The organism is Sanguibacter inulinus (genome assembly GCF_013415325.1).
Classification (GTDB): domain Bacteria; phylum Actinomycetota; class Actinomycetes; order Actinomycetales; family Cellulomonadaceae; genus Sanguibacter; species Sanguibacter inulinus.
In genome coordinates this window covers 24,073-44,382 of the sequence record NZ_JACBYE010000018.1, presented here as the reverse complement: position 1 = coordinate 44,382, position 20,310 = coordinate 24,073, and the positions used below count along the sequence as shown (strand labels likewise).

At 71.1% G+C, this 20,310-nt stretch carries 16 protein-coding genes; 13 read left to right on the top strand and 3 right to left on the bottom strand.

Features of this window, described 5'->3' with window-relative positions; genetic code table 11:
• From nuoK to HZZ10_RS09100, 13 genes are all read left to right on the top strand, one after another.
• Nucleotides 1-300 carry an NADH-quinone oxidoreductase subunit NuoK gene (gene nuoK, locus HZZ10_RS09160; RefSeq protein WP_012865773.1) on the top strand — a complete coding sequence of 100 codons (300 nt, stop codon included), beginning with the start codon at nucleotides 1-3 and terminating at the stop codon, nucleotides 298-300.
• Nucleotides 301-328: 28 nt separating this feature from the next.
• Nucleotides 329-2,242: an NADH-quinone oxidoreductase subunit L gene (gene nuoL / locus HZZ10_RS09155; protein ID WP_179913270.1), complete on the top strand. Its 1,914-nt coding sequence runs from the start codon at nucleotides 329-331 to the stop codon at nucleotides 2,240-2,242.
• A 13-nt stretch (nucleotides 2,243-2,255) separates the two neighbouring features.
• Nucleotides 2,256-3,929 carry an NADH-quinone oxidoreductase subunit M gene (locus HZZ10_RS09150; RefSeq protein WP_179913269.1) on the top strand — a complete coding sequence of 558 codons (1,674 nt, stop codon included), beginning with the start codon at nucleotides 2,256-2,258 and terminating at the stop codon, nucleotides 3,927-3,929.
• Nucleotides 3,926-5,734, top strand: a complete 1,809-nt coding sequence (gene nuoN, locus HZZ10_RS09145) for an NADH-quinone oxidoreductase subunit NuoN (RefSeq protein WP_179913268.1) — start codon at nucleotides 3,926-3,928, stop codon at nucleotides 5,732-5,734. The genes HZZ10_RS09150 and nuoN overlap by 4 nt, the downstream gene beginning before the upstream one ends.
• Nucleotides 5,735-5,851: 117 nt before the next feature.
• Nucleotides 5,852-6,865, top strand: a complete 1,014-nt coding sequence (locus tag HZZ10_RS09140; protein ID WP_179913267.1) for a polyprenyl synthetase family protein — start codon at nucleotides 5,852-5,854, stop codon at nucleotides 6,863-6,865.
• A 323-nt stretch (nucleotides 6,866-7,188) separates the two neighbouring features.
• Nucleotides 7,189-7,989 (top strand): PP2C family protein-serine/threonine phosphatase, encoded by an 801-nt coding sequence (locus HZZ10_RS09135; protein ID WP_179913266.1) that lies wholly within the window; start codon nucleotides 7,189-7,191, stop codon nucleotides 7,987-7,989.
• Between the two features lie 97 nt (nucleotides 7,990-8,086).
• Nucleotides 8,087-10,285 carry an FHA domain-containing protein gene (locus tag HZZ10_RS19495; protein ID WP_179913265.1) on the top strand — a complete coding sequence of 733 codons (2,199 nt, stop codon included), beginning with the start codon at nucleotides 8,087-8,089 and terminating at the stop codon, nucleotides 10,283-10,285.
• Entirely contained in the window at nucleotides 10,282-11,994 is a 1,713-nt protein-coding gene (locus tag HZZ10_RS19155) for a serine/threonine-protein kinase (RefSeq protein ID WP_218928609.1), read from the top strand. The genes HZZ10_RS19495 and HZZ10_RS19155 overlap by 4 nt, the downstream gene beginning before the upstream one ends.
• A 109-nt stretch (nucleotides 11,995-12,103) precedes the next feature.
• Nucleotides 12,104-12,799, top strand: coding sequence for a hypothetical protein (locus HZZ10_RS09120; RefSeq protein ID WP_056136600.1), 696 nt, complete (start codon nucleotides 12,104-12,106; stop codon nucleotides 12,797-12,799).
• Nucleotides 12,799-13,278, top strand: coding sequence for an LpqN/LpqT family lipoprotein (locus HZZ10_RS09115; RefSeq protein WP_179913264.1), 480 nt, complete (start codon nucleotides 12,799-12,801; stop codon nucleotides 13,276-13,278). Before HZZ10_RS09120 ends, HZZ10_RS09115 begins: the two co-directional genes overlap by 1 nt.
• Nucleotides 13,279-13,404: 126 nt before the next feature.
• Nucleotides 13,405-14,778: an FAD-dependent oxidoreductase gene (locus tag HZZ10_RS09110; RefSeq protein WP_179913263.1), complete on the top strand. Its 1,374-nt coding sequence runs from the start codon at nucleotides 13,405-13,407 to the stop codon at nucleotides 14,776-14,778.
• 181 nt (nucleotides 14,779-14,959) lie between these two features.
• Nucleotides 14,960-15,862, top strand: a complete 903-nt coding sequence (htpX, locus tag HZZ10_RS09105; protein WP_179913262.1) for a zinc metalloprotease HtpX — start codon at nucleotides 14,960-14,962, stop codon at nucleotides 15,860-15,862.
• A gap of 140 nt (nucleotides 15,863-16,002) precedes the next feature.
• A complete protein-coding gene (locus HZZ10_RS09100) occupies nucleotides 16,003-17,604 on the top strand; it encodes a methyl-accepting chemotaxis protein (protein ID WP_056136606.1) in 1,602 nt (533 codons plus the stop codon).
• Nucleotides 17,605-17,706: 102 nt separating this feature from the next.
• Here HZZ10_RS09100 and HZZ10_RS09095 read toward each other — a convergent pair whose 3' ends face one another.
• The 3 genes from HZZ10_RS09095 to rarD all read right to left on the bottom strand — a co-directional run bounded on the left by HZZ10_RS09095 (nucleotide 17,707) and on the right by rarD (nucleotide 20,289).
• A complete protein-coding gene (locus HZZ10_RS09095; RefSeq protein ID WP_179913261.1) occupies nucleotides 17,707-18,591 on the bottom strand; it encodes an HAD family hydrolase in 885 nt (294 codons plus the stop codon).
• Between the two features lie 2 nt (nucleotides 18,592-18,593).
• Complete coding sequence (locus tag HZZ10_RS09090) at nucleotides 18,594-19,091, bottom strand: YajQ family cyclic di-GMP-binding protein (protein WP_200945532.1); 498 nt, start codon at nucleotides 19,089-19,091, stop codon at nucleotides 18,594-18,596.
• Nucleotides 19,092-19,281: 190 nt separating this feature from the next.
• Entirely contained in the window at nucleotides 19,282-20,289 is a 1,008-nt protein-coding gene (rarD, locus tag HZZ10_RS09085) for an EamA family transporter RarD (RefSeq protein WP_308507541.1), read from the bottom strand.
• Nucleotides 20,290-20,310: the final 21 nt, after the last annotated feature.

Here is a 20,310-nt window from a genome sequence, read left to right as displayed (position 1 = left end):
ATGGACATGTCCAACTACCTCGTGCTCTCGGCCCTGCTCTTCTCGATCGGCGCCGCGACGGTGCTGCTGCGCCGCAACGCGATCATCGTGTTCATGGGCATCGAGCTCATGCTCAACGCCTCCAACCTCGCCTTCGTCACCTTCGCGCGCATGCACGGAGACCTCAGCGGCCAGGTCATCGCCTTCTTCGTGATGGTCGTCGCCGCCGCCGAGGTGGTCGTCGGGCTCGCCATCATCGTGTCCATCTTTAGAACCCGCAGGTCTGCGTCGGTCGACGACGTCAACCTGCTGAAGAACTGACGGGGAGCGGACACCTGTGGACACCTCTGTGATCGACTCTGCCTGGTTGCTGGTCGTCGTGCCGCTCGTCGGTGCCGGGATCTTGCTGCTCGCGGGCCGCCGCGCCGACGCGTGGGGGCACTGGCTCGGTGTGCTCGCCTCGGCGGCGACCTTCGTGCTCGGCGCCGTGTACCTGCTCACCCTGCTCGGCTGGGACGCCGCCGACCGCGTCGTCGACGTGCACGTCGGGCGCTGGTTCGACGCCGGCTCGCTCGTGGTCGACGTCGGCCTGCGGGTCGACCCGCTGTCGCTGACCTTCGTGCTGCTCGTGAGCTTCGTGGGCACCCTCATCCACCTGTACTCGGTCGCGTACATGGAGCACGACGCGGACAGGCGCAGGTTCTTCGCGTACCTCAACCTCTTCGTCGCGGCGATGCTGCTGCTCGTGCTCGCGGACTCCTACCTGCTGCTCTTCGTCGGCTGGGAGGGTGTGGGGCTCGCGTCCTACCTGCTCATCGGGTTCTGGAACCACGTGCCCGCCAACGCGACGGCCGCGAAGAAGGCCTTCATCGTCAACCGCGTCGCCGACGTCGGGATGATCGTCGCGCTCATGCTGATGTTCAGCTCCTTCGGGGCCGTCGACTTCGCCTCGGTCTTCGCCGGGGCCGAGACCACCGACACGGGCCGCCTCACCGCGATCGCCCTCATGCTGCTCGTCGCGGCCTGCGGCAAGAGCGCCCAGTTTCCCCTGCAGTCCTGGCTCGGGGACGCGATGGCGGGCCCGACGCCCGTCTCCGCGCTCATCCACGCCGCCACCATGGTCACCGCGGGTGTCTACCTCGTCGTCAGATCCGGCCCGGTCTTCACGCTGGCCCCGGACGCCCTGCTCGTCACCGCCGTCGTCGGCGCCGTCACCCTGGTGTTCGGTGCTGTCGTCGGCTGTGCCAAGGACGACATCAAGAAGACCCTCGCCGCCTCGACCATGTCCCAGATCGGCTACATGATGCTCGCCGCGGGCCTCGGCCCGATCGGTTACGCCTTCGCGATCTTCCACCTGCTGACCCACGGGTTCTTCAAGGCCGGCATGTTCCTCGGAGCAGGCTCGGTGATGCACGGCATGTCCGACGACGTGAACATGCGCAGGTTCGGCGGGCTCTCCGCGGTCATGAAGGTCACCTGGGTGACCTTCGGGCTCGGCTGGCTCGCGATCCTCGGCATCCCGCCCTTCTCTGGGTTCTGGAGCAAGGACAAGATCATCGAGAGCGCCTTCGCGGCCGACGGCGGCCACGGCTGGCAGCCCTGGGTCTTCGGTCTTGTCGCGCTCGTCGGTGCAGGGATCACGGCCTTCTACATGTCACGGCTGTTCTTCATGACCTTCCACGGCCAGCGCCGCTGGGTCGAGAGCGACGACGGCTCGGGGCTGCCGGTACGGCACCCGCACGAGTCGCCCGCCCTCATGACCGTGCCGATGGTGGTCCTCGCCGTCGGGTCCGCAGCCCTCGGTGGTCTGCTCATGGTCGGGGGAGCGTTCGCGTCCTGGCTCGAGCCCGTCACCGGACACGTCGAGCACCACGAGCCCGTGCTGCCCGTCCCGGTGATCATGGTCCTCACGCTGCTGCTCGTGCTCGGCGGGGCCGTCCTCGCCTGGCGCCAGTACGGTGCCTCGACGGTCCCCGTCGAGCCGCCCGCGGGCAGCGTCCTGACCCGTGCCGCGCGCGCCGACCTGTACCAGGACGTCGTCAACGAGAACCTCGTCATGCGCCCCGGGCAGTACCTCACGCGGTCCCTCGTCTACGCCGACAAGAAGGTCGTCGACGGCGGGTTCATGGGAGCCGCAGGTGCCCTGGGTCTGCTCGGCGAGGCCGTGAAGAAGATCCAGAACGGCTACGTCCGGTCCTATGCGGCCATGATGCTCGCAGGGTTCGGTGTCCTCGTCGTCGTCGTCCTGCTCGTGTGGAACTGAGAGGGGCGGACAGATGACCATCGACCCGAACATCCCGTGGCTCACCCTGCTGGCCGTCGTGCCGCTCGTCGGCGCGCTCGTGCTGTGGGCGCTGCCCCGTGGCTCGCGCAGGCTCGCTCGGCCCGTCGCGCTCGCCTTCTCGCTCGTCGAGGTGCTGCTCGTCGTCGCCGCCGTCGCGGCCTTCGACACCTCCAGGGCCGCCGTCCACCAGCTCGCCGAGACCCACGCGTGGATCCCGCAGATCGGCGCGAGCTATGCCGTGGCCGTCGACGGGGTCGGACTCCTGCTCGTCGTGCTGAGCGTGGCCCTCGTGCCGCTCGTCATCGGCGCCGCCTGGCGCGAGCAGGGCGTCAGCGGTGCCGCCAGCACCCGGCGCGCGAAGGGCAGCGTCGGCAGCGCCTCCGGCGCGTCCGGCGTTCCCGGTGCTGCCGGTCCCGAGAGCCCGACCGACGTCGTCCTCCGCGAGGCCGGCGAGGGGCGTCTGCGCCACTACCTCGCGCTGGTCCTCGTGCTGCAGACCTTCATGGTGCTCGTCTTCAGCGCGCGCGACGTCTTCCTCTTCTACGTCGTCTTCGAGGCCATGCTGGTCCCGGTGTACTTCATGATCGGCGGCTTCGGCGACGGCGCCCGCCGCCGGTACGCGGCGATCAAGTTCCTCATCTTCTCCCTCGCCGGCGGGCTCGTCATGCTCGCCGCGGTGATCGTGCTCTACGTCCAGGGACCCGGGGGCGAGCAGGGCTTCCTCACGGACAACCTCACAGGGCTCGGCCTCGACCAGACGACCGAGCGCCTGCTGTTCCTCGGGTTCTTCCTCGCCTTCGCGATCAAGGCCCCGATGTTCCCCGTGCAATCCTGGCTGCCCGACGCCGCCGAGCACGCACCCGCGGGCACCTCCGTCCTGCTGGTCGGTGTGCTCGACAAGGTCGGCACCTTCGGGATGCTCACGCTCTGCCTCCCGCTGTTCCCCGACGCGAGCCGGTGGGCGGCGCCGGTGGTGATCGTGCTGGCTGTCGTGTCCATCCTCTACGGCGCGCTGCTCGCCCTCGGGCAGGACGACCTCATGCGCCTGGTCGCCTACACCTCGGTGTCGCACTTCGGCGTGATCGTCCTGGGCATCTTCGCCTTCACCCAGCTCAGCGTCTCGGGTGCCTCGTTCTACATGCTCAACCACGGGATCTCGACAGGGCTGCTGTTCCTCGTCGGCGGCTTCGTCGTCCGGCGGACCGTGACAGGCCGCTCGCGCCGGATCAGCGAGCTCGGCGGCCTGGCCAAGGTCACCCCGGTCCTGGCGGGGGTCTTCCTGCTCGCCGGGCTCTCCGCGCTGTCGCTCCCAGGACTGTCGACCTTCGTCTCCGAGATCATGGTGCTCGTCGGGTCCTTCGGCAGGTACCCCGTCGCCGCGATCGTCTCGGCCTTCGTGGTCGTGCTCGCGGCGCTCTACGTGCTGCTGACCTATCAGCGGATCTTCACAGGCCCCGCGCGGCCCGAGCTCGCCGGGACGCGTGACCTCTCGGCGCGCGAGCGCTGGGTGGTCGCCCCGCTGGTCGTCGCGCTCCTCGTGCTCGGCTTCGTGCCCGGGCCTGCGCTCGACCTGGTCCGCGACCCCGCAGCAGTCACCCTCGAGCAGGTCGGCGTCGCCGACGTCGTCCCGCTCTCCGACGCACAGACCGAGGGGAGCGACTCATGATCCTCACCACCGCAGCCGCCAGCGCAGCCGCAGGCTCGACCGCGACCGCCGTCGTCGCCGCCGGGAGCTTCACGCCGCCCGAGGTGCAGTGGACCGCCGTCGCGCCGTTGCTCGTCGTCTTCGGGGCCGGTGTGCTCGCGGTCCTCGTCGAGGCCTTCGTCCCCGCGCGGCTCCGGCGCGCGGTCCAGGTGCCGCTGATCCTCGTGGCGCTCGTCGCCGCGCTGCTCGTGGTCGTCTGGCAGTGCGTCGAGTGGCTCGGACCCGACAAGCCTGGCGCCGTCGTCGTCCTCGGCGGGTCGCTCGTGATCGAGGGCATCGCGCTGATGTTCCAGGGCACGATCCTCGTCGTGGCCTTCCTCGCCGTGCTCGTGGTCGTCGACCGCAGCGCGAGCGGGCAGGACGCCTTCGCGCCGAGCGTCGCGGCGATCCCGGGCTCGGACTACGAGGAGCTCGCGCGTCGTCGTGGCCTCGAGCAGACCGAGGTGTTCCCGCTGCTGCTCTTCGCGATCGGCGGGATGCTGATCTTCCCCGCAGCGGCCGACCTGCTCACCATGTTCATCGCCCTCGAGGTGCTCTCCCTGCCGCTCTACGTGATGTCGGGCATGGCCCGTCGCCGCAGGCTGCTGTCGCAGGAGGCGTCGTTCAAGTACTTCGTGCTCGGTGCGTTCGCCTCGGCGATCTTCCTCTTCGGATCGGCCCTGCTGTACGGCTACTCGGGCTCGGTGCGCTTCGCCGACCTGGCCACGGCGTCGACCGCGGTCGTGCAGGGCGGTTCGCCCGACGGCTGGGAGCTGCTGTGGCTCGTCGGGTTCCTCATGGTCGTCTGCGGTCTGCTGTTCAAGGTCGGTGCGGTGCCCTTCCAGGCATGGGTGCCCGACGTCTACCAGGGCGCCCCGACCCCGGTCACCGGGTTCATGGCGGCGTGCACCAAGATCGCCGCCTTCGGGGCGCTCGTGCGGATCCTCTGGTTCGGCGGGCTCGGCGGCACGCTCGACATGCTGCTGTCCTTCAAGACGGCGATGTGGGTCGTCGCGATCGCCACGATGGCCGTCGGCGTGGTCGTCGGTGCCACCCAGACCGACATGAAGCGCATGCTCGGGTACTCCTCGATCGCGCACGCGGGCTTCGTGCTCGTCGCGATCCTCGGCTTCAACCCGCAGGGCATCAAGGCCGTGATCTTCTACCTCGTCGCCTACGGCGTCGCCACGGTCGGCGCCTTCGGGGTCGTCTCCCTCGTCCGCGAACGGGGCAGCGGGGGAGAGGTCCTCGGGGAGGCCACGCACCTGGGCCAGTGGGCAGGGCTCGGCAAGCGCAGCCCCTGGCTCGCCGCGTGCTTCTCGGTGTTCCTGCTGTCCTTCGCCGGGATCCCGCTGACCGCGGGCTTCATCGCGAAGTTCGGTGCCTTCTCGGCGGCTGTCGAGGGCAACCCGCAGCTCGGGACGGGCGAGGTGCTCGCCGTCGTCGGTGTGCTCGCCTCTGCCGTGGCGGTGTTCTTCTACATCCGGATCATCGTCATCATGTTCTTCATGGACCCTGCCGGGACACTCCAGGACGGACCTGCCGGCCTGGTCCCGGACGGACCTGCCAGCCCGGGCGCTCGGGTCGAGGGCGACTCGGAGGGCCTGACCAGCAGCCCGGCGCAGACGTCTGTGCTGCTCGCGGACGGTGCGCCCCAGGTCACCGTCGTCACGGGCCTGGGCCCCACAGCCGTGGCCGTCGCGGTGTGCGCTGCGCTCGTGGTCGTGCTCGGCGTCTTCCCGGCGCCGCTGCTCGAGCTCATCGGGTGGGCCACAGGCATCGGCTGAGGCCTGGTCAGTGGTGGCGGCCTCGGGTGACCGAGATCGTCGCCGCAGCAGCGGTGTGACCTCTGCCGCCGGGTGTCAGTGCACGCTCGGGGCACGACAGACGATAGGTTCTACCTCGTGACTACTGCTTCGATCGGGCTGCCTGTGCCGGACCCTGACCTTGCCGAGAGGCTGGCCGCACGGCTCGCCTACGTCGAGGAGCGTCTGCGCGACTCCGTGACGCACGCGGACGAGCTCGCGAACACGACCTCCCGCCACCTCGTGGACGCCGGGGGCAAGCGCCTGCGCCCCCTGCTCGCGCTGCTCACCGCCGAGCTCGGCGAGTCCGCCAGGCCCGAGGTCATCGACGCAGCCGTCGTCGTCGAGCTCACCCACCTGGCGACCCTGTACCACGACGACGTCATGGACTCCGCGCCCCTGCGCCGCGGCGCACCCGCCGCGCACGAGGTGTGGGGCAACTCTGTCGCGATCCTCACCGGCGACCTCCTCTTCGCGCGGGCCTCGGTGACCGTCGCCGGGCTCGGCCCCGAGGCCGTCCGCTGGCAGGCCGAGACCTTCGAGAGGCTGTGCCTCGGCCAGCTGCACGAGACCGTCGGCCCCAGGCCCGACGAAGACGCCGTCCAGCACTACCTCCAGGTGCTCTCGGACAAGACCGCCTCGCTCATCGCGACCTCCGCGCGCTTCGGCGCCAGGTACGCAGGGTGCCGCCCGGAGATCGTCGAGATCGTCGCGAACTTCGGCGAGAAGGTCGGCGTCGCCTTCCAGCTGGCCGACGACGTCATCGACCTCACCTCCGACGGTGCGCTCACCGGCAAGACCCCGGGGACCGACCTGCGCGAGGGCGTCCCGACCATGCCCGTCCTCCTGCTGCGCAGCCACGTCGCCGCGAGCTCCCAGCCGTCGCCCGACGACCTCGCGATCCTCGCCCTCCTCGACTCCGACCTCAGCTCCGACGAGGCGCTCGCCGGGGCTGTCGCGGCCCTGCGTGCTCACCCCGTCGTCGAGGAGACCCGCGCGCAGGCTGTCGCCTGGGCGCAGGACGCGGTCGCCGAGCTCGTCCCCCTCCCGGACGGTCCTGTGAAGGACGCCCTCGTGGCCTTCGCGGAGTCCCTGGTCGACCGGACAGCCTGACCCCCCGACAGGCTGGGCAGCACGGGGCGACGGCTCGTCGCCCCGGGTGCGCCGGGCGGACGTCGAGACGCTCGACGCGACCCCTCGCGTCCTGCTCGGCGACGGTGACTCTGACTCGCACGACACGTCAGTCCGCGCACGCCGGAGAAGCCCGTGACTGCGGGGGAGTAGTCCCCATCGCAGCACCTCGGACGGGCGACTAGCGTCAGTCCTGCCCGAACGGGCGGAGCGGCGCCCCCAGGACGCCGACAGACGCGGCCCAGCACGGACCGCGAGACGTCGGTGCACGACAGACCGACAGACCGACAGGCAGGTGACGGGCAGTGGATCAGCGGCACGCCGTCAGCGCCCTGCGATGGGGTGCGACCACGCACCCTGGCCGGCGCCGGGCCGCCAACGAAGACGCCTTCCACGCCGAGCGCGGGGTCTACTTCGTCGCCGACGGCATGGGTGGTCACGAGGGCGGCGCCCGGGCGAGTGCCGCGGCCGTCGAGGTCCTCTGCGCCCTCGCAGAGTCCGACAACGTGACCCTCGACGAGCTGCACGCCACGATCCGCGAGGCGCACCGGGCAGTCACCCAGATCGCGACCCAGCCCGGACGGCACGCCGGCACCACGATGACCGGGGCCGTGGTCGTCCAGCGCGACGGGGTGCCCACCTGGCTCGTCGCGAACGTCGGAGACTCCCGCACCTACCGCTTCCTGAACTCCGAGCTCCAGCAGATCACCGTCGACCACTCCCTCGTCCAGGAGCTCGTCGCCGCCGGCGAGGTCTCGCCCGAAGAGGCGCGGACCTTCGCCCGCAGGCACGTGATCACCCGGGCGCTCGGCGGGACCGTCGAGCCCGAGCCCGACTGCTGGAGCCTGCCGATCGTGCCCGGGGAGCGACTGCTCATCTGCTCCGACGGACTCACCGAGGACGTCTCGGTCGCCCAGATCTCCGAGGTGCTCCGCCAGCAGCCGCACCCCCAGCTCGCCGCCGACCAGCTCGTCAACGCGGCCCTGCTCGCCGGTGGCCGGGACAACGTCACGGTGGTCGTGGTGGACGTCGCCCCGACCCCCGCAAACCAGGTCCCCGCGCCGCCCCCGCATGGAAGCTGGACGGGACGGTCCGTCTCCGCGTAGCAGAGCGGGCGACCACGCAGTACCGTCCAGGCAGAACCAAGTCCACGGCAGCGCGAGCACGCGGCGCTGCCGACCCCGGTGTGAGGATGAACAAGAGATGTCGATCAGCTACGCGCCCGGAACGGCCTTCGCCCTCGTCAGGCCCGGCGTGGTCGTCCTGCTCGACGACGCCGTCGAGCCGGCAGCGGTCTCGGCCATCTGGTCCGCGCTCGAGACCCTCGGGCGCCCTGACGGCATGGCCGACGTGCTCGACAGCCTCACGACAGTCCTGGACCCGTCGCTGCGCGAGCTCCCGGACTTCGGCGTGGTCGTCCACGAGTCCGGTCCTGAGGGCGAGGAGACCGGGGTCCTGCACGTCGTGGCCCGTGGCCGGGTCTCGGTCCACCTGGCCGGTGAGGTCGGCAGCGAGACCATCGAGGCCTTCGGCATGACCACGTGGGCCGACAAGCGCTTCACCGACGTCGACCGCTACGAGCTCGCCGTCGGAGAGACCGGTCTCGAGGCGGCGCTGACCCTCGCCCTCACCACGGGCGTCGTCACGGCCCGCTCGGTGAGCTGGCAGCGCCCGCACGAGGCCGGTGCGACAGCGGGGGCGTCGGCGACGGACGTCGCGTCTGTCGGGACCGCCGACGACACGATCGACGAAGACGGGCTCGCGGCTGTCGCAGCCGTCGCCGCCGTCGGGGACAGCGGCGCGGACGACGAGGTGCGCGAGGGTGGCGAGCTGCGCGAGGACGCACGGGCTGCCGACGCCGAGCGCGAGGAGCAGGTCTCCGGCCTCGACCCGGCGATGGTCCCCGTCCACCCCGCTGAGCCGGACTTCGCCCGCACCCTCGGGGAGTTCCCCGAGGCGCCGACCGACGAGCTCGCGGGCGACGACCCGGCCGGTGACGACCCCGTGACCGGTGACGACCCCGTGACCGGCGACCCCGTGACCGACGAGCCCGCGGCCGAGGACGCGCCCCCGGAAGGCCTCGCCGACGAGATCCAGCAGGTCGAGGGGACCCCCGCGCACGAGGCTGCACCGCAGGCCGACGACGTCCAGGACTCTGCGGCACCCGCCCTGGTGGCCACGGGCGCGCAGACCGACGACGAGGCCGTCTCAGCAGGCGCGGCTGTCTCGACCGACGAGGCCGAGTCGGACGACGACCTCGAAGACACCGTGTTCTCCCTCGAAGGAGTGCGCGGCGTGCTCGCTGCGCGCGCCGCAGCAGTCGCCGAGACCGGCCCCGACCACGCCGAGCCCGTCGAACCCGGGCTCGACGAGGGCGAGCGCGGAGACGGCGCGGTCGGTGCAGCCCAGGTCGACGAGACCGGTTCGGCCGAGACCGAGACCGGAGGCTTCGACGAGGCACGGTTCAAGAAGGCTGCTCCCGACGAGGCCGCTCACGACGCGGCCGGGCGCGACGAGAGCGCGGGCGGGAGCGCGGTGACGCCCTCAGTGCCCGCTCCGAGCACAGGGCTGCCCCCGGTCCCGCCGCCCCCGCCGGAGCCGGCGCCGGCCGCTCCGCTGCCCGCCGCCGCGTCGTGGCCTGCGCCGTCGGTCGCGGACCAGCACCCGGACCAGCCGGCACCCGCAGGCCACGCGCCGTACCCGGTGTACCAGGCGGCTCCGCAGATGCCCCCGGGGGAGGCGCTCCCCGCAGGGACCGGCCCCGTGCCCACCTCGGACCGGGCGCCCGAGCAGGCCGGCTGGTCTGCGCCGAGCCCGGCAGCACCGCCGGCACCGGCAGCGCCGCTGTACCCGCAGGGCTCAGGCCCGCAGTGGACCGTCCAGCTGCCCGGTACCCCGCTTGCCGCAGACGAGGTCGCCCCGGCTGCGGCTCCCTCCCAGGTGCCGACCATCCTGGCCCGCAGCTGTGCCTACGGCCACGCCAACACCCCCGTCCGCTCGACCTGCGCCGTGTGCGGCGGCGGTCTCAACCCGCAGGCCGAGGTGGTGCCCAGGCCGTCGCTGGGCCGGGTCGTGCTCTCGACGGGCGACGTCGTCGAGCTCGAGCAGCCTCTTGTGCTCGGCCGGTACCCGCAGGCCCACGTGGTCACGGCCCAGGCCCAGGCTCCCCGCCTGGTCACTGTGCCGAGCCCGAGCCAGGACATCTCCCGCTCGCACCTCGAGGTGCGCCTCGAGGGCTGGAACGTCCTCCTCGTCGACCTCACGACCGTCAACGGGACCACCCTGCTGCGCCCGGGCCAGCCGCCGCGCCGCCTGCACCCGCAGGAGCCGACCCTCGTCATGAGCGGTGACGTCGCCGACCTCGGCGACGGGGTCCGACTGACCTTCGAGGGTCTTGCATGAGAGCACGCAGGCCGCCCTCGGCGCCGCCGGAGATCGCCGGCTACGAGTACCTGAGCGTGATCGGCTCGGGCGGGTTCGCCGACGTCTTCCTCTACCAGGAGCTGCGCCCCCGTCGGAAGGTCGCGATCAAGGTCCTGCTCCCGCAGCGCGCCGACGAGGCGACCCGGGCGGCCTTCACGGCCGAGGCCGACCTGATGGCGATCTTGTCGAGCCACCCCTCGATCGTCACGATCTTCGACACCGACGTGACCGACGACGGCCGGCTGTTCCTCGCCATGGAGTACTGCTCCCGCTCGACCATGTCCGCGAGGTACAAGCGCGAGCCTCTCGGCGTGGCGGAGACCCTGCGCGTGGGCATCCAGATCGCCGGGGCCGTCGAGACCGCGCACCGCAACGGGATCGTGCACCGCGACATCAAGCCCGCGAACATCTTGGTGACCGACTACGGGCACCCGGCGCTCACGGACTTCGGGATCTCGGCGACCATCGAGCAGAGCGAGGCCGGGGCCGACGGCATGTCGGTCCCGTGGTCCCCGCCCGAGAACCTCACGGCCGAGCCTCGCAGCGGTGTGCGCAGCGACGTGTGGTCGCTCGGGGCGACCATCTACACGCTGCTCGCAGGGCGCTCGCCCTTCGAGGTCCCCGGGGGCAACAACACCCAGCGAGCGCTCGTCCAGCGCATCACGCACGAGCCGCTCCCGCCGATCGGCCGCGGTGACGTCCCGGCCGAGCTCGAGCAGGTGCTCGGTGCGGCGATGGCCAAGTCACCCGACATGCGGTACCCCTCGATGCTCGACCTCGGGCGCGCCCTCCAGCGGGTCCAGTCGGGACTGAACCTCACGTCCACGTCGATCGACATCATCGACGACTCGACGAGCACCACCATCTCGCACCTGTCCGGTGACAGGGACCCGACCGACGGCCAGGACGAGACCGGCGACGGCGGCACCCGCATCCGGCTCGCGAGCGACAGGTTCCACCCGGGCTACGGGGTGGGCCACTCCGAGGACTCCTGGCGCTCGGGTCTGCAGCCCGGCACGACGGGCGACGGCGTCATGGTCGACTCCGTCTCGGGCCACCGCAGCGACTCCTTCACGGGCAGCAGCTACGGGCGCGTCGGCGGCTCGCCCTACGTGCCGGCCGTCGCCTACCCCGACGCGGTGCCCGCCGCGCAGCCCGTGACCACGGGGTACGGGGTCGTCGGTCCGGTCGACCCGGCCGTCGCGCAGGCCCAGGCGGGCTCGCCCGGCGGACCTGGCCAGCCGGCCGGCCTGAGCATCGGCACGCTCGCGCCCGTGCAGCAGCAGCCGCCGAGGCGACCCTCGCGCTGGAGGTCGCCGACGGCGATCACGTCGGTCGCCGCGGTGCTCGCGCTCCTCGTCGCGGGCGGGGTGGTCGTCGAGCGGATGAGCCGCCCCGACCTGCTCGAGGCCTCGACGGTGCCCGCCCCGGTCGAGCTGACCGCGACGGGCAGCGAGGGCTCGAGCCAGGTGGTGTTCTCGTGGGAGAACCCCGAGCCCGGGTCCTCCGACACCTACGCCTACCGCCCGGTGACGACGATCGGCTCGGCGTCGACCGAGGAGTACCGCCAGACGAGCGTGCTCAGCGCGAGCGTCAACTCCTTCGGGGTCTCCAACCCCTGCCTCGAGGTCGCGATCGTCCGGGACGGCCGGTTGTCCGGCTCCCCGGCGCGGGCATGCCTCGACTGACAGCGCTTCCCGCTAGAGTCGAGCGGGCGAGCACACGCGTCGTCGGCACCGAGCCCGGCGGCGAGCACGACGCCCTGACGGGGCACGAGAGAGAGTGTGGACTTCTGCGATGACCGAGCTGGCGATCGACTACTGCGGCGAGTGGTTCAAGCCGTCCCTCGACGAGCCCTTCGACATCGGGCGCGAGGCCGACCTCTCCGTCGACGACAACCCCTACCTGCACCGCAGGTTCTTGCGCATCACGCACGTGGACGGCATCTGGTGGCTCTCGAACGTCGGGTCGCTCATCTCGGCGACCATCTGCGACGCGAGCGGCGGCGTGCAGTCGTGGCTCTCGCCCGGCAACAGGCTGCCCATCGTCTTCAAGACGACCACGATCGTCTTCACCGCAGGGCCGACTACCTACGAGCTGCTGGCCCACCTCGAGGGCTCGCCCTACCAGGAGGTCCTCACGGACGACCCCCTCATCGGCGAGACGACCATCGGCGTGATCTCCTTCACCACGAGCCAGAAGCAGCTGATCGTCGCGCTCTGCGAGCCCATGCTCAAGCGCGACGGCGCCGGTCTGAGCGAGATCCCGTCGACCGCAGAGGCCGCCAAGCGCCTGGGCTGGGCGACCACACGGTTCAACCGCAAGCTCGACAACGTGTGCGACAAGCTGGACCGCATGGGTGTCAAGGGTCTGCGCGGTGGACCCAAACAGCTCGCGACCAACCGTCGTGCCCGGCTCGTCGAGTACGCGGTGACCTCCCGCCTGGTGACCTCGGCCGACCTCCCTCTGCTCGACGTGGACTCCGAAGACTGATGCCCGGCACGCTCGCCTTCCCGTCCGAGGCCTTCCCGGCGTACCCGGCGCTCGAGATCGACCAGCCCGACGGCTGGGTCGCCCTCGCCGGTGTCGGGCTGCCGCTGGCCCTCGCCGCGGAGGTCCCCTCGGGGCAGTTCCGGCCGAACGTGCTGGTCACGGTACAGAGGTTCGGGGTCGGCCACACCGTCGCCGACTCGCGTGCCGCCGTCAACAAGAGCCTCAAGGCCCTGCCCAGGTTCACCCAGACCCTGCGTGAGGACTCGGTGGAGATCCTCGGGGCGCCCGGCATGCGGGTCGAGGGGTACTTCTCCGACGGCAAGGGCGGCACGCTCGTCCAGGCCCTGCGCATGTGCGTGCTCGAGAACGGCCCGGTCTTCGACGTCGTGCAGGTCACGGGCACGTGCACAGGCCCGCAGACCGAGGCGTTCTTCGGCCAGGTCCGTGAGATCCAGGACAGCCTGCGCCTCGCGGGCTGAGCCCCTGGTGCGCCTGTCCAGGGCCCTCCGTCGTCCCTGAGCGGCGCGGGTAAGCCTAGACTAAGTACCAGGAGCACCACTCTGCCGAGCCGCGCTCGGGACACCTACCGGAAGGCATGCATCTCCGTGAGCACTGACCGTCAGCTGCGCGTCGCGATCGTCGGGGCCGGACCGGCCGGCATCTACGCCGCCGACATCCTCTCCAAGACGGAGCTCGACGTCTCCATCGACCTCTTCGAGCGGCTGCCCGCGCCCTTCGGTCTCGTGCGCTACGGCGTCGCGCCCGACCACCCGCGGATCAAGCAGATCATCACCGCCCTGCACAGGGTGCTCGAGCGCGGGGACATCCGCCTGCTGTCGAACGTCGACTACGGCATCGACATCAAGCTCGACGAGCTCCGCGAGTTCTACGACGCGGTGATCTTCTCGACGGGTGCGATCACCGACGCCCCCCTGGACATCCCGGGGACCGAGCTCGACGGCTCCTACGGCGCGGCCGACTTCGTGTCCTGGTACGACGGCCACCCGCACGTCCCGACCACCTGGCCGCTCGAGGCGCAGCAGGTCGCGGTCATCGGGGCCGGCAACGTCGCCCTCGACGTCGCCCGGGTCTTGGCCAAGCACGCGGACGACCTGCTCGTCACCGAGATCCCCGCGAACGTCTACGAGGGTCTCAAGGCCTCGCCCGTCACCGACGTGCACGTCTTCGCCCGCCGCGGCCCCGCGCAGGCGAAGTTCTCCCCGCTCGAGCTCCGCGAGCTCGGGCACGTCCCCGACGTCGACGTGATCGTCTACCCCGAGGACTTCGAGTTCGACGAGGGCTCGATGGCCGCGATCGGCTCGTCCAACCAGACGAAGCAGGTCGTCAAGACCCTCACCGACTGGACCCTCAAGGACCCGTCGACCTTCTCCGCCTCGCGCCGCCTGCACCTGCACTTCCTGCACGCTCCGGCCGAGATCCTCGACACCGACGGCGACGGCAAGGTCGACGCGCTGCGCACCGAGCGCACCCGCCTCAACGGCGACGGCACCGTCAGCCGCACCGGCGAGACGCACGACTGGCCCGTCCAGGCCGTGTACCGCGCGGTCGGCTACTTCGGCTCTCCGCTCGCCGAGCTGCCCTTCGACGACGTCAAGGGTGTCGTGCCCAACGCCGAGGGCCGGGTCCTCGACCTCGACGGCGAGCACCTCGAGGGCGTGTACTGCACAGGCTGGATCAAGCGCGGCCCCGTCGGTCTCATCGGCCACACCAAGTCCGACGCCTCGGAGACCATCCGTCACCTCGTCGAGGACAGCGTCCAGGACGGCTTCGCCTCAGCGCCCCAGCCCTCGCCCGACGCGATCACCGGGTTCCTCGCGGACCGCGGGGTCGAGGTCGTGCAGTGGTCGGGCTGGGAGCTCCTCGACGCGCACGAGCGTGCCCTCGGCGAGGCCGTCGGGCGCGAGCGCATCAAGGTCGTCTCGCGCGAGGAGATGCTGGACATCACCCTCGGGCGCTGAACGACGCCGGCCGTACCGACCCCGGCCTGTCCGGCGTCGGTATGGCCCCGGTCCGACGGCACGGTCCCGGCTGACCGGCCGCTGACGAGTCCCTGTGAGCTTCCTGGAGACGGGAACGCCCACGGGGGCTCGTGCGTTGTGGCAGATAGACGACGCAAGACTCAGACCAGAGGTGGGCACGATGGGGCACAGGCACTACAACGGACTCAAGACGGCCGTGCTGTTCGGTCTCATGTGGGCCGTGCTGCTCGGGCTGTGGGCTCTCGTGGGGCAGGGCAGCGGCACGATGCTCGTGCTGTTCTGCGGCATCGGTGTCGTGACGACCGCCTACGGGTACTGGAACTCCGACAAGCTGGCGATCCGCGCGATGCACGCGCGCCCCGTGAGCGAGATCGAGCAGCCCGCGATGTACAGGATCGTGCGGGAGCTCTCGACAGCCGCCCGCCAGCCGATGCCTCGCCTGTACGTGTCGCCGACAGCCGCGCCGAACGCCTTCGCGACGGGCCGCAACCCGCAGAACGCCGCGGTCTGCTGCACCGAGGGGATCCTCACGCTGCTCGACGAGCGCGAGCTCCGCGGGGTGCTCGGTCACGAGCTCATGCACGTCTACAACCGCGACATCCTCACCTCGTCGGTCGCCTCGGCCTTCGCCGGTGTCATCACCGGGATCGCGCAGTTCTTGATGTTCTTCGGTGGGAACCGCGACCGCGGAGGCAACCCGCTCGCCATGCTCGCGATGGCCTTCCTCGCCCCGCTCGCCGCGACGGTCGTGCAGCTCGCGATCTCGCGGACCCGCGAGTACGACGCCGACGAAGACGGTGCCAAGCTCACCGGTGACCCGCTCGCCCTGGCCTCCGCGCTGCGCAAGCTCGAGTCCGGGACCCAGCGTGCGCCGCTGCCGCAGGACCAGCGTCTCGTCGACGTCTCGCACATGATGATCGCGAACCCCTTCCGCGGGGGTGGGGCCCGCAGGCTCTTCGCGACCCACCCGCCGATGCCTGAGCGCATCCAGCGGCTCGAGCGCATGGCCGGCGGACCTGCAGGCCGCCGGGGGACGCAGGACGGGCCGATCACCCGGTACTGACAGGTCGGGGTAGCGCGGCCGACGCCGTGTCACACCGTCCCCCGGATATCACCCGGGGGACATGTCACAGCGTGACGTGCGTGGCCGATGAGTGTGGAGCACCCGCCAGGGTGCGCCCATGTTCATCGAGGAGCACGCTCATGCCGTCCACCCCCCGCCGCCCGTGGCACTCCCTGTCGAACCGACCTCTCGGTCTGAAGATCGGTGCCGCGATCGCCCTCATGGCCGTCGCCGCGCTCGTCACCGGACTGCTCGCGGTCCAGCGCATCGCGTCGCTGCGTGACGGCCAGGCGCAGCTCTACACGGAGAACGTCGCCCCGATGGTGGTGCTCGGCGAGATCCAGCGTGCGTTCCAGGGCGACCGAGCCCGCATCACCCAGTACGGCATGGCCGACGAGGAGACCCGCGAGGTCCTGCGCACCGAGCTCACCGAGCGCCGCGGCGAGATCGACGCGCTCATCGAGGACTACGCGCCCTTCGAGATCGACAGCGCGAGCATGGACTCCTTCCGCAGCAAGCTCGACGCCTTCTACGAGGCCTCGGAGGGTGAGCTCTTCTCGCTCGCCGACGCCGGAGACGACGCCGGGTTCGCGACGAACTTCCAGGAGACCATCCGGCCGATGATCACGGCCTTCGTCGAGCCCTTCACAGCCGAGACCACGGCTCAGGCAGCCCAGGGCGAGAGCCGCGCCGCCGAGGGGGCGGCCAACGCGCGCGCCGCGATGATCCTCGTCGCCGTGACGCTCACCGTCGGGATCCTCGCCTCGGGGCTCCTGGCCTTCTTCGTCACCCGCGCGATCCTGCGCGACGTCCGCCGCGTGCAGAAGGCCACAGACCGCCTCGCGCAGGGCGACCTGCTCGCGACGACGGGTGTCACCTCGGGCGACGAGATCGGACGCATGGCGCAGGCCCTCGACGCTGCGATCCTCGACGTCCGGTCGGTCATGTCCTCGGTCGTCGGCTCGGCCGACGGTGTCGCCGCGGCCTCCGAAGAGCTCTCCGCGACGGCGGCGCAGATCGCCTCGGCCGCCGAGGAGACCTCGGCCCAGTCGGGCGTGGTCGCAGCCTCGGCCGACGAGGTGTCGCAGAACGTGGGCCGTGTGGCCGACGGCGCTGGCGAGATGGGCGCCGCGATCCGGGAGATCTCGCAGTCCGCCAACGACGCAGCGCGCGTCGCCGCGCAGGCAGTCGCCTCGGCCGAGCAGACCACCGAGCGGGTCAGCCGTCTGGGCATCTCGTCGCGGGAGATCGGGGACGTCGTCAAGGTCATCACGAGCATCGCCGAGCAGACCAACCTGCTCGCTCTCAACGCGACCATCGAGGCTGCGCGCGCCGGTGAGGCGGGCAAGGGCTTCGCGGTCGTCGCGAACGAGGTCAAGGAGCTCTCGCAGGAGACCGCCCGCGCGACGCAGGACATCGCGCGCCGGGTCGAGTCCATCCAGTCCGACACGAGCGGGGCCGTCGAGGCGATCAGCGAGATCTCGACGATCATCTCCGAGATCAACGAGTTCCAGCTCTCGATCGCGTCTGCGGTCGAGGAGCAGACCGCCACGACGGCCGAGATGAGCCGCTCGGTCCAGGTCGCGGCCGACGGCAGCGGCGAGATCGCCGCGACGATCACGGGTGTCTCGGGTGCCGCCACGCTCACGACCGAGGCCGCCGCGCAGACGCAGGCGGCGGTCAACGACCTCGCCGCGATGGCGTCGGCGCTGCGCACCGAGGTGCGGCGCTTCACCTTCTGAGCAGCGCGGTCACGCGTCCAGCCCGCGTGGTGGTGCCTCCCGAGAGGGAGTGCACCGCCGCGTCGATCGACGGACCGGGTCAGGATCCGGCGTGGACCCAGGTCAGGAGACGGCCTCGGGGGCTGCGTCCTGCTCGACGCTCCCCGAGAGCTCCTCGGTGAGGTCCTCAGAGACGACCTCAGGTTCGACAACGTCGGGGACCAGGGCCTCGAGGGCTCGGGCCACGCCGTCGTCGTCGTTCGAGGTCGTGCTGTGGGTCGCGGCGGCGAGCACGTCGGGGTGCGCGTTCGCGACGGCGATCGAGCGACCGGCCCAGCGAAGCATCGGCAGGTCGTTCGGCATGTCGCCGAAGGCCCACACGTCGGCTGCGTCGATGCCGCGGCTCGAGCACCAGTGCTCGAGCGCCGTCGCCTTGGTGACGCCCGGAGCCGTCATCTCGGCGAGACCTGCGGCCCCCGAGAAGGCGAGCATCGCGCGTTCGCCGACGGTCTCCCGGACGGCGTCGAAGAAGGTCTCGTCGGGCATCTCGCGGTGCCGTGCGAGCAGCTTGCCGACAGGCTGGTCGAGCAGGTCCTCGACAGGGACCCGGGGCGCCTCCGCGACGACATGGTCGTCCTCGGCGTAGAACCGTGGGTCGAAGGACGGTCCGTCAGGCCCCTCGAGGCCGAAGGCGATGCCCGGGACCGCGCGGCGCAGGTCGGCGACGACCTCGCGGACCGCCGTCTCGCCGAAGGCGTGCACCTCGCTGACCCGCGACGTCGCGACCTCGAAGACCCCCGCGCCGCCGAGGCAGATCACGTGCCCGTGCCCGCCGATCGCGTCGGCCAGGCCGGTGAGCCAGCGCGGCGGGCGCGCCGTCACGAAGAGCACGTGGACGCCGGCGTCCTCGACGGCGCGCAGCGCGACACGTGACCGCTCCGACAACGAGCCGTCGGAGTGCAGCAGCGTGCCGTCGAGGTCTGTCGCGACGACGCGGGGCAGCGGCACGGTCAGCGGTAGTTGGTGAACTGCACGGCAAAGTCGAGGTCGGCGTTCTTGAGGAGCGCCTGGACCTCCTGCAGGTCGTCGCGCGACTTGCTCGTGGCGCGGACCTCGTCGCCGGTGATCTGCGTCTTGACGCCCTTGGGGCCCTCGTCGCGGATCAGCTTGGTGACCTTCTTGGCGTTCTCGCCCGCGAGGCCCTCCTTGAGGGTCGCCTCGAGGCGGTACTCCTTGCCGGACAGCTGCGGCTCGTTCTCGCCGGTGTCGAGGTGCTTGAGCGAGACACCACGCTTGATGAGCTTGGACTGCAGCACGTCGAGGATCGCGAGGACGCGCTCCTCGGAGTTCGCGATCATGACGATCTTCTCGGTGCCGCTCCAGGCGATCGACGCGCCGATGTTCTTGAAGTCGTAGCGCTGCGCGACCTCCTTGACCGCCTGGTTGAGGGCGTTGTCGACCTCTTGGCGGTCGACCTTGCTGACGATGTCCATCGATGAATCGGCCACGGTGAGACTCCTCGTGAGACGGGATAGGGGTTCAGGCAACGGTATCTGATGCGCGCAGGGCGCGTGAGGGGGTGTGGACGACGCTCGTGGGCACCCGGCAGGACGTGCTCAGCGGGGCCTGAGGGGACAGCGAACGGAGCGTGACGGCAGCAGCGGCAGGCGGGGTGAGACGGTGAGCGGGGTGGCGAGATCAGCGCTGCGCGACGCGGGCGACCCGCAGAGACCTGAGTGCGTCGACCGTGAGCAGCACCAGGGCGCACCACACGAGGGAGAACCCGACCCAGCGCACCACGGGCATCTCCTCGTGGAACACGAGCACCCCGAGCGCGAGCTGCATGATCGGCGCCAGGTACTGGAGCATCCCGACCACGCTCAGCGGCAGCAGGCGGGCGGCCGCGCCGAAGCACAGCAGGGGGAGCGCGGTGACGATGCCTGAGGACACGAGCAGCAGCGCGTGTCCCGTGCCCTCCTGGACGAAGGTGCTCGTGCCCTGTGCGCCCAGCCAGAGGAGGTAGAGGACGGCGACGGGGGCCAGGACCGTCGTCTCGACCGCGAGACCGGGGATCGCCGGGACGGTCCGGCCGGCACGGTTCTTCAGCAGCCCGTAGAAGCCGAAGGAGAAGGCGACACCGAGAGCCACCCAGGGCACTGTCCCCAGCCCTGCGGTGATGACCACCACCGCGGCACCGCCGAAGCCGAGCGCCACCCACTGGGCAGGGCGCAGCCGTTCTTTGAGCACGAGCACCGCGAGCAAGACCGTGACGAGCGGGTTGATGAAGTACCCGAGGGCAGCGTCGACCACGTGGTCCGACGTCACGGCGAAGACGTAGATGGTCCAGTTGGCCGCGACCAGCACTGCGGCGGCCGAGAGGACGGCGAGCATGCGGCCCGAGCGCATGACCGCCAGGTAGCCGCGCATCTGCCGGGTGGCAAGGAGGAGCACGAGGCAGAACAGCAGGCTCCAGACGATCCTGTGCGCGATGATCTCGAGCGCCCCGGCTGGCTGGAGCAGCGGGAAGTAGAGGGGGAGCGTGCCCCACATGGCGTAGCTGGCGATGCCGAGCGTGAGGCCCCAGCGCGCTGATCCGCGGGCTGCGTCTGTCGAGGTGGTGCTGGCCGAGGCGTCGGTGGCGGTGCTACCCGGTCCGTCGGGACTCCCCGGGGTGGCGGGAGTGGGCGAGGCTGGAGATGTCGTCACGCCGCCACCGTACGCCGCTGG

Coding starts and splice junctions, on each gene's coding strand:
- HZZ10_RS09115 (WP_179913264.1), top strand. CDS start 12,799: ATGCCCGGCACGCTCGCCTTCCCGTCCGAGGCCTTCCCGGCGTACCCG.
- HZZ10_RS09150 (WP_179913269.1), top strand. CDS start 2,256: ATGACCATCGACCCGAACATCCCGTGGCTCACCCTGCTGGCCGTCGTG.
- HZZ10_RS19495 (WP_179913265.1), top strand. CDS start 8,087: ATGTCGATCAGCTACGCGCCCGGAACGGCCTTCGCCCTCGTCAGGCCC.
- HZZ10_RS09120 (WP_056136600.1), top strand. CDS start 12,104: ATGACCGAGCTGGCGATCGACTACTGCGGCGAGTGGTTCAAGCCGTCC.
- nuoK (WP_012865773.1), top strand. CDS start 1: ATGGACATGTCCAACTACCTCGTGCTCTCGGCCCTGCTCTTCTCGATC.
- nuoN (WP_179913268.1), top strand. CDS start 3,926: ATGATCCTCACCACCGCAGCCGCCAGCGCAGCCGCAGGCTCGACCGCG.
- htpX (WP_179913262.1), top strand. CDS start 14,960: ATGGGGCACAGGCACTACAACGGACTCAAGACGGCCGTGCTGTTCGGT.
- HZZ10_RS09100 (WP_056136606.1), top strand. CDS start 16,003: ATGCCGTCCACCCCCCGCCGCCCGTGGCACTCCCTGTCGAACCGACCT.
- HZZ10_RS19155 (WP_218928609.1), top strand. CDS start 10,282: ATGAGAGCACGCAGGCCGCCCTCGGCGCCGCCGGAGATCGCCGGCTAC.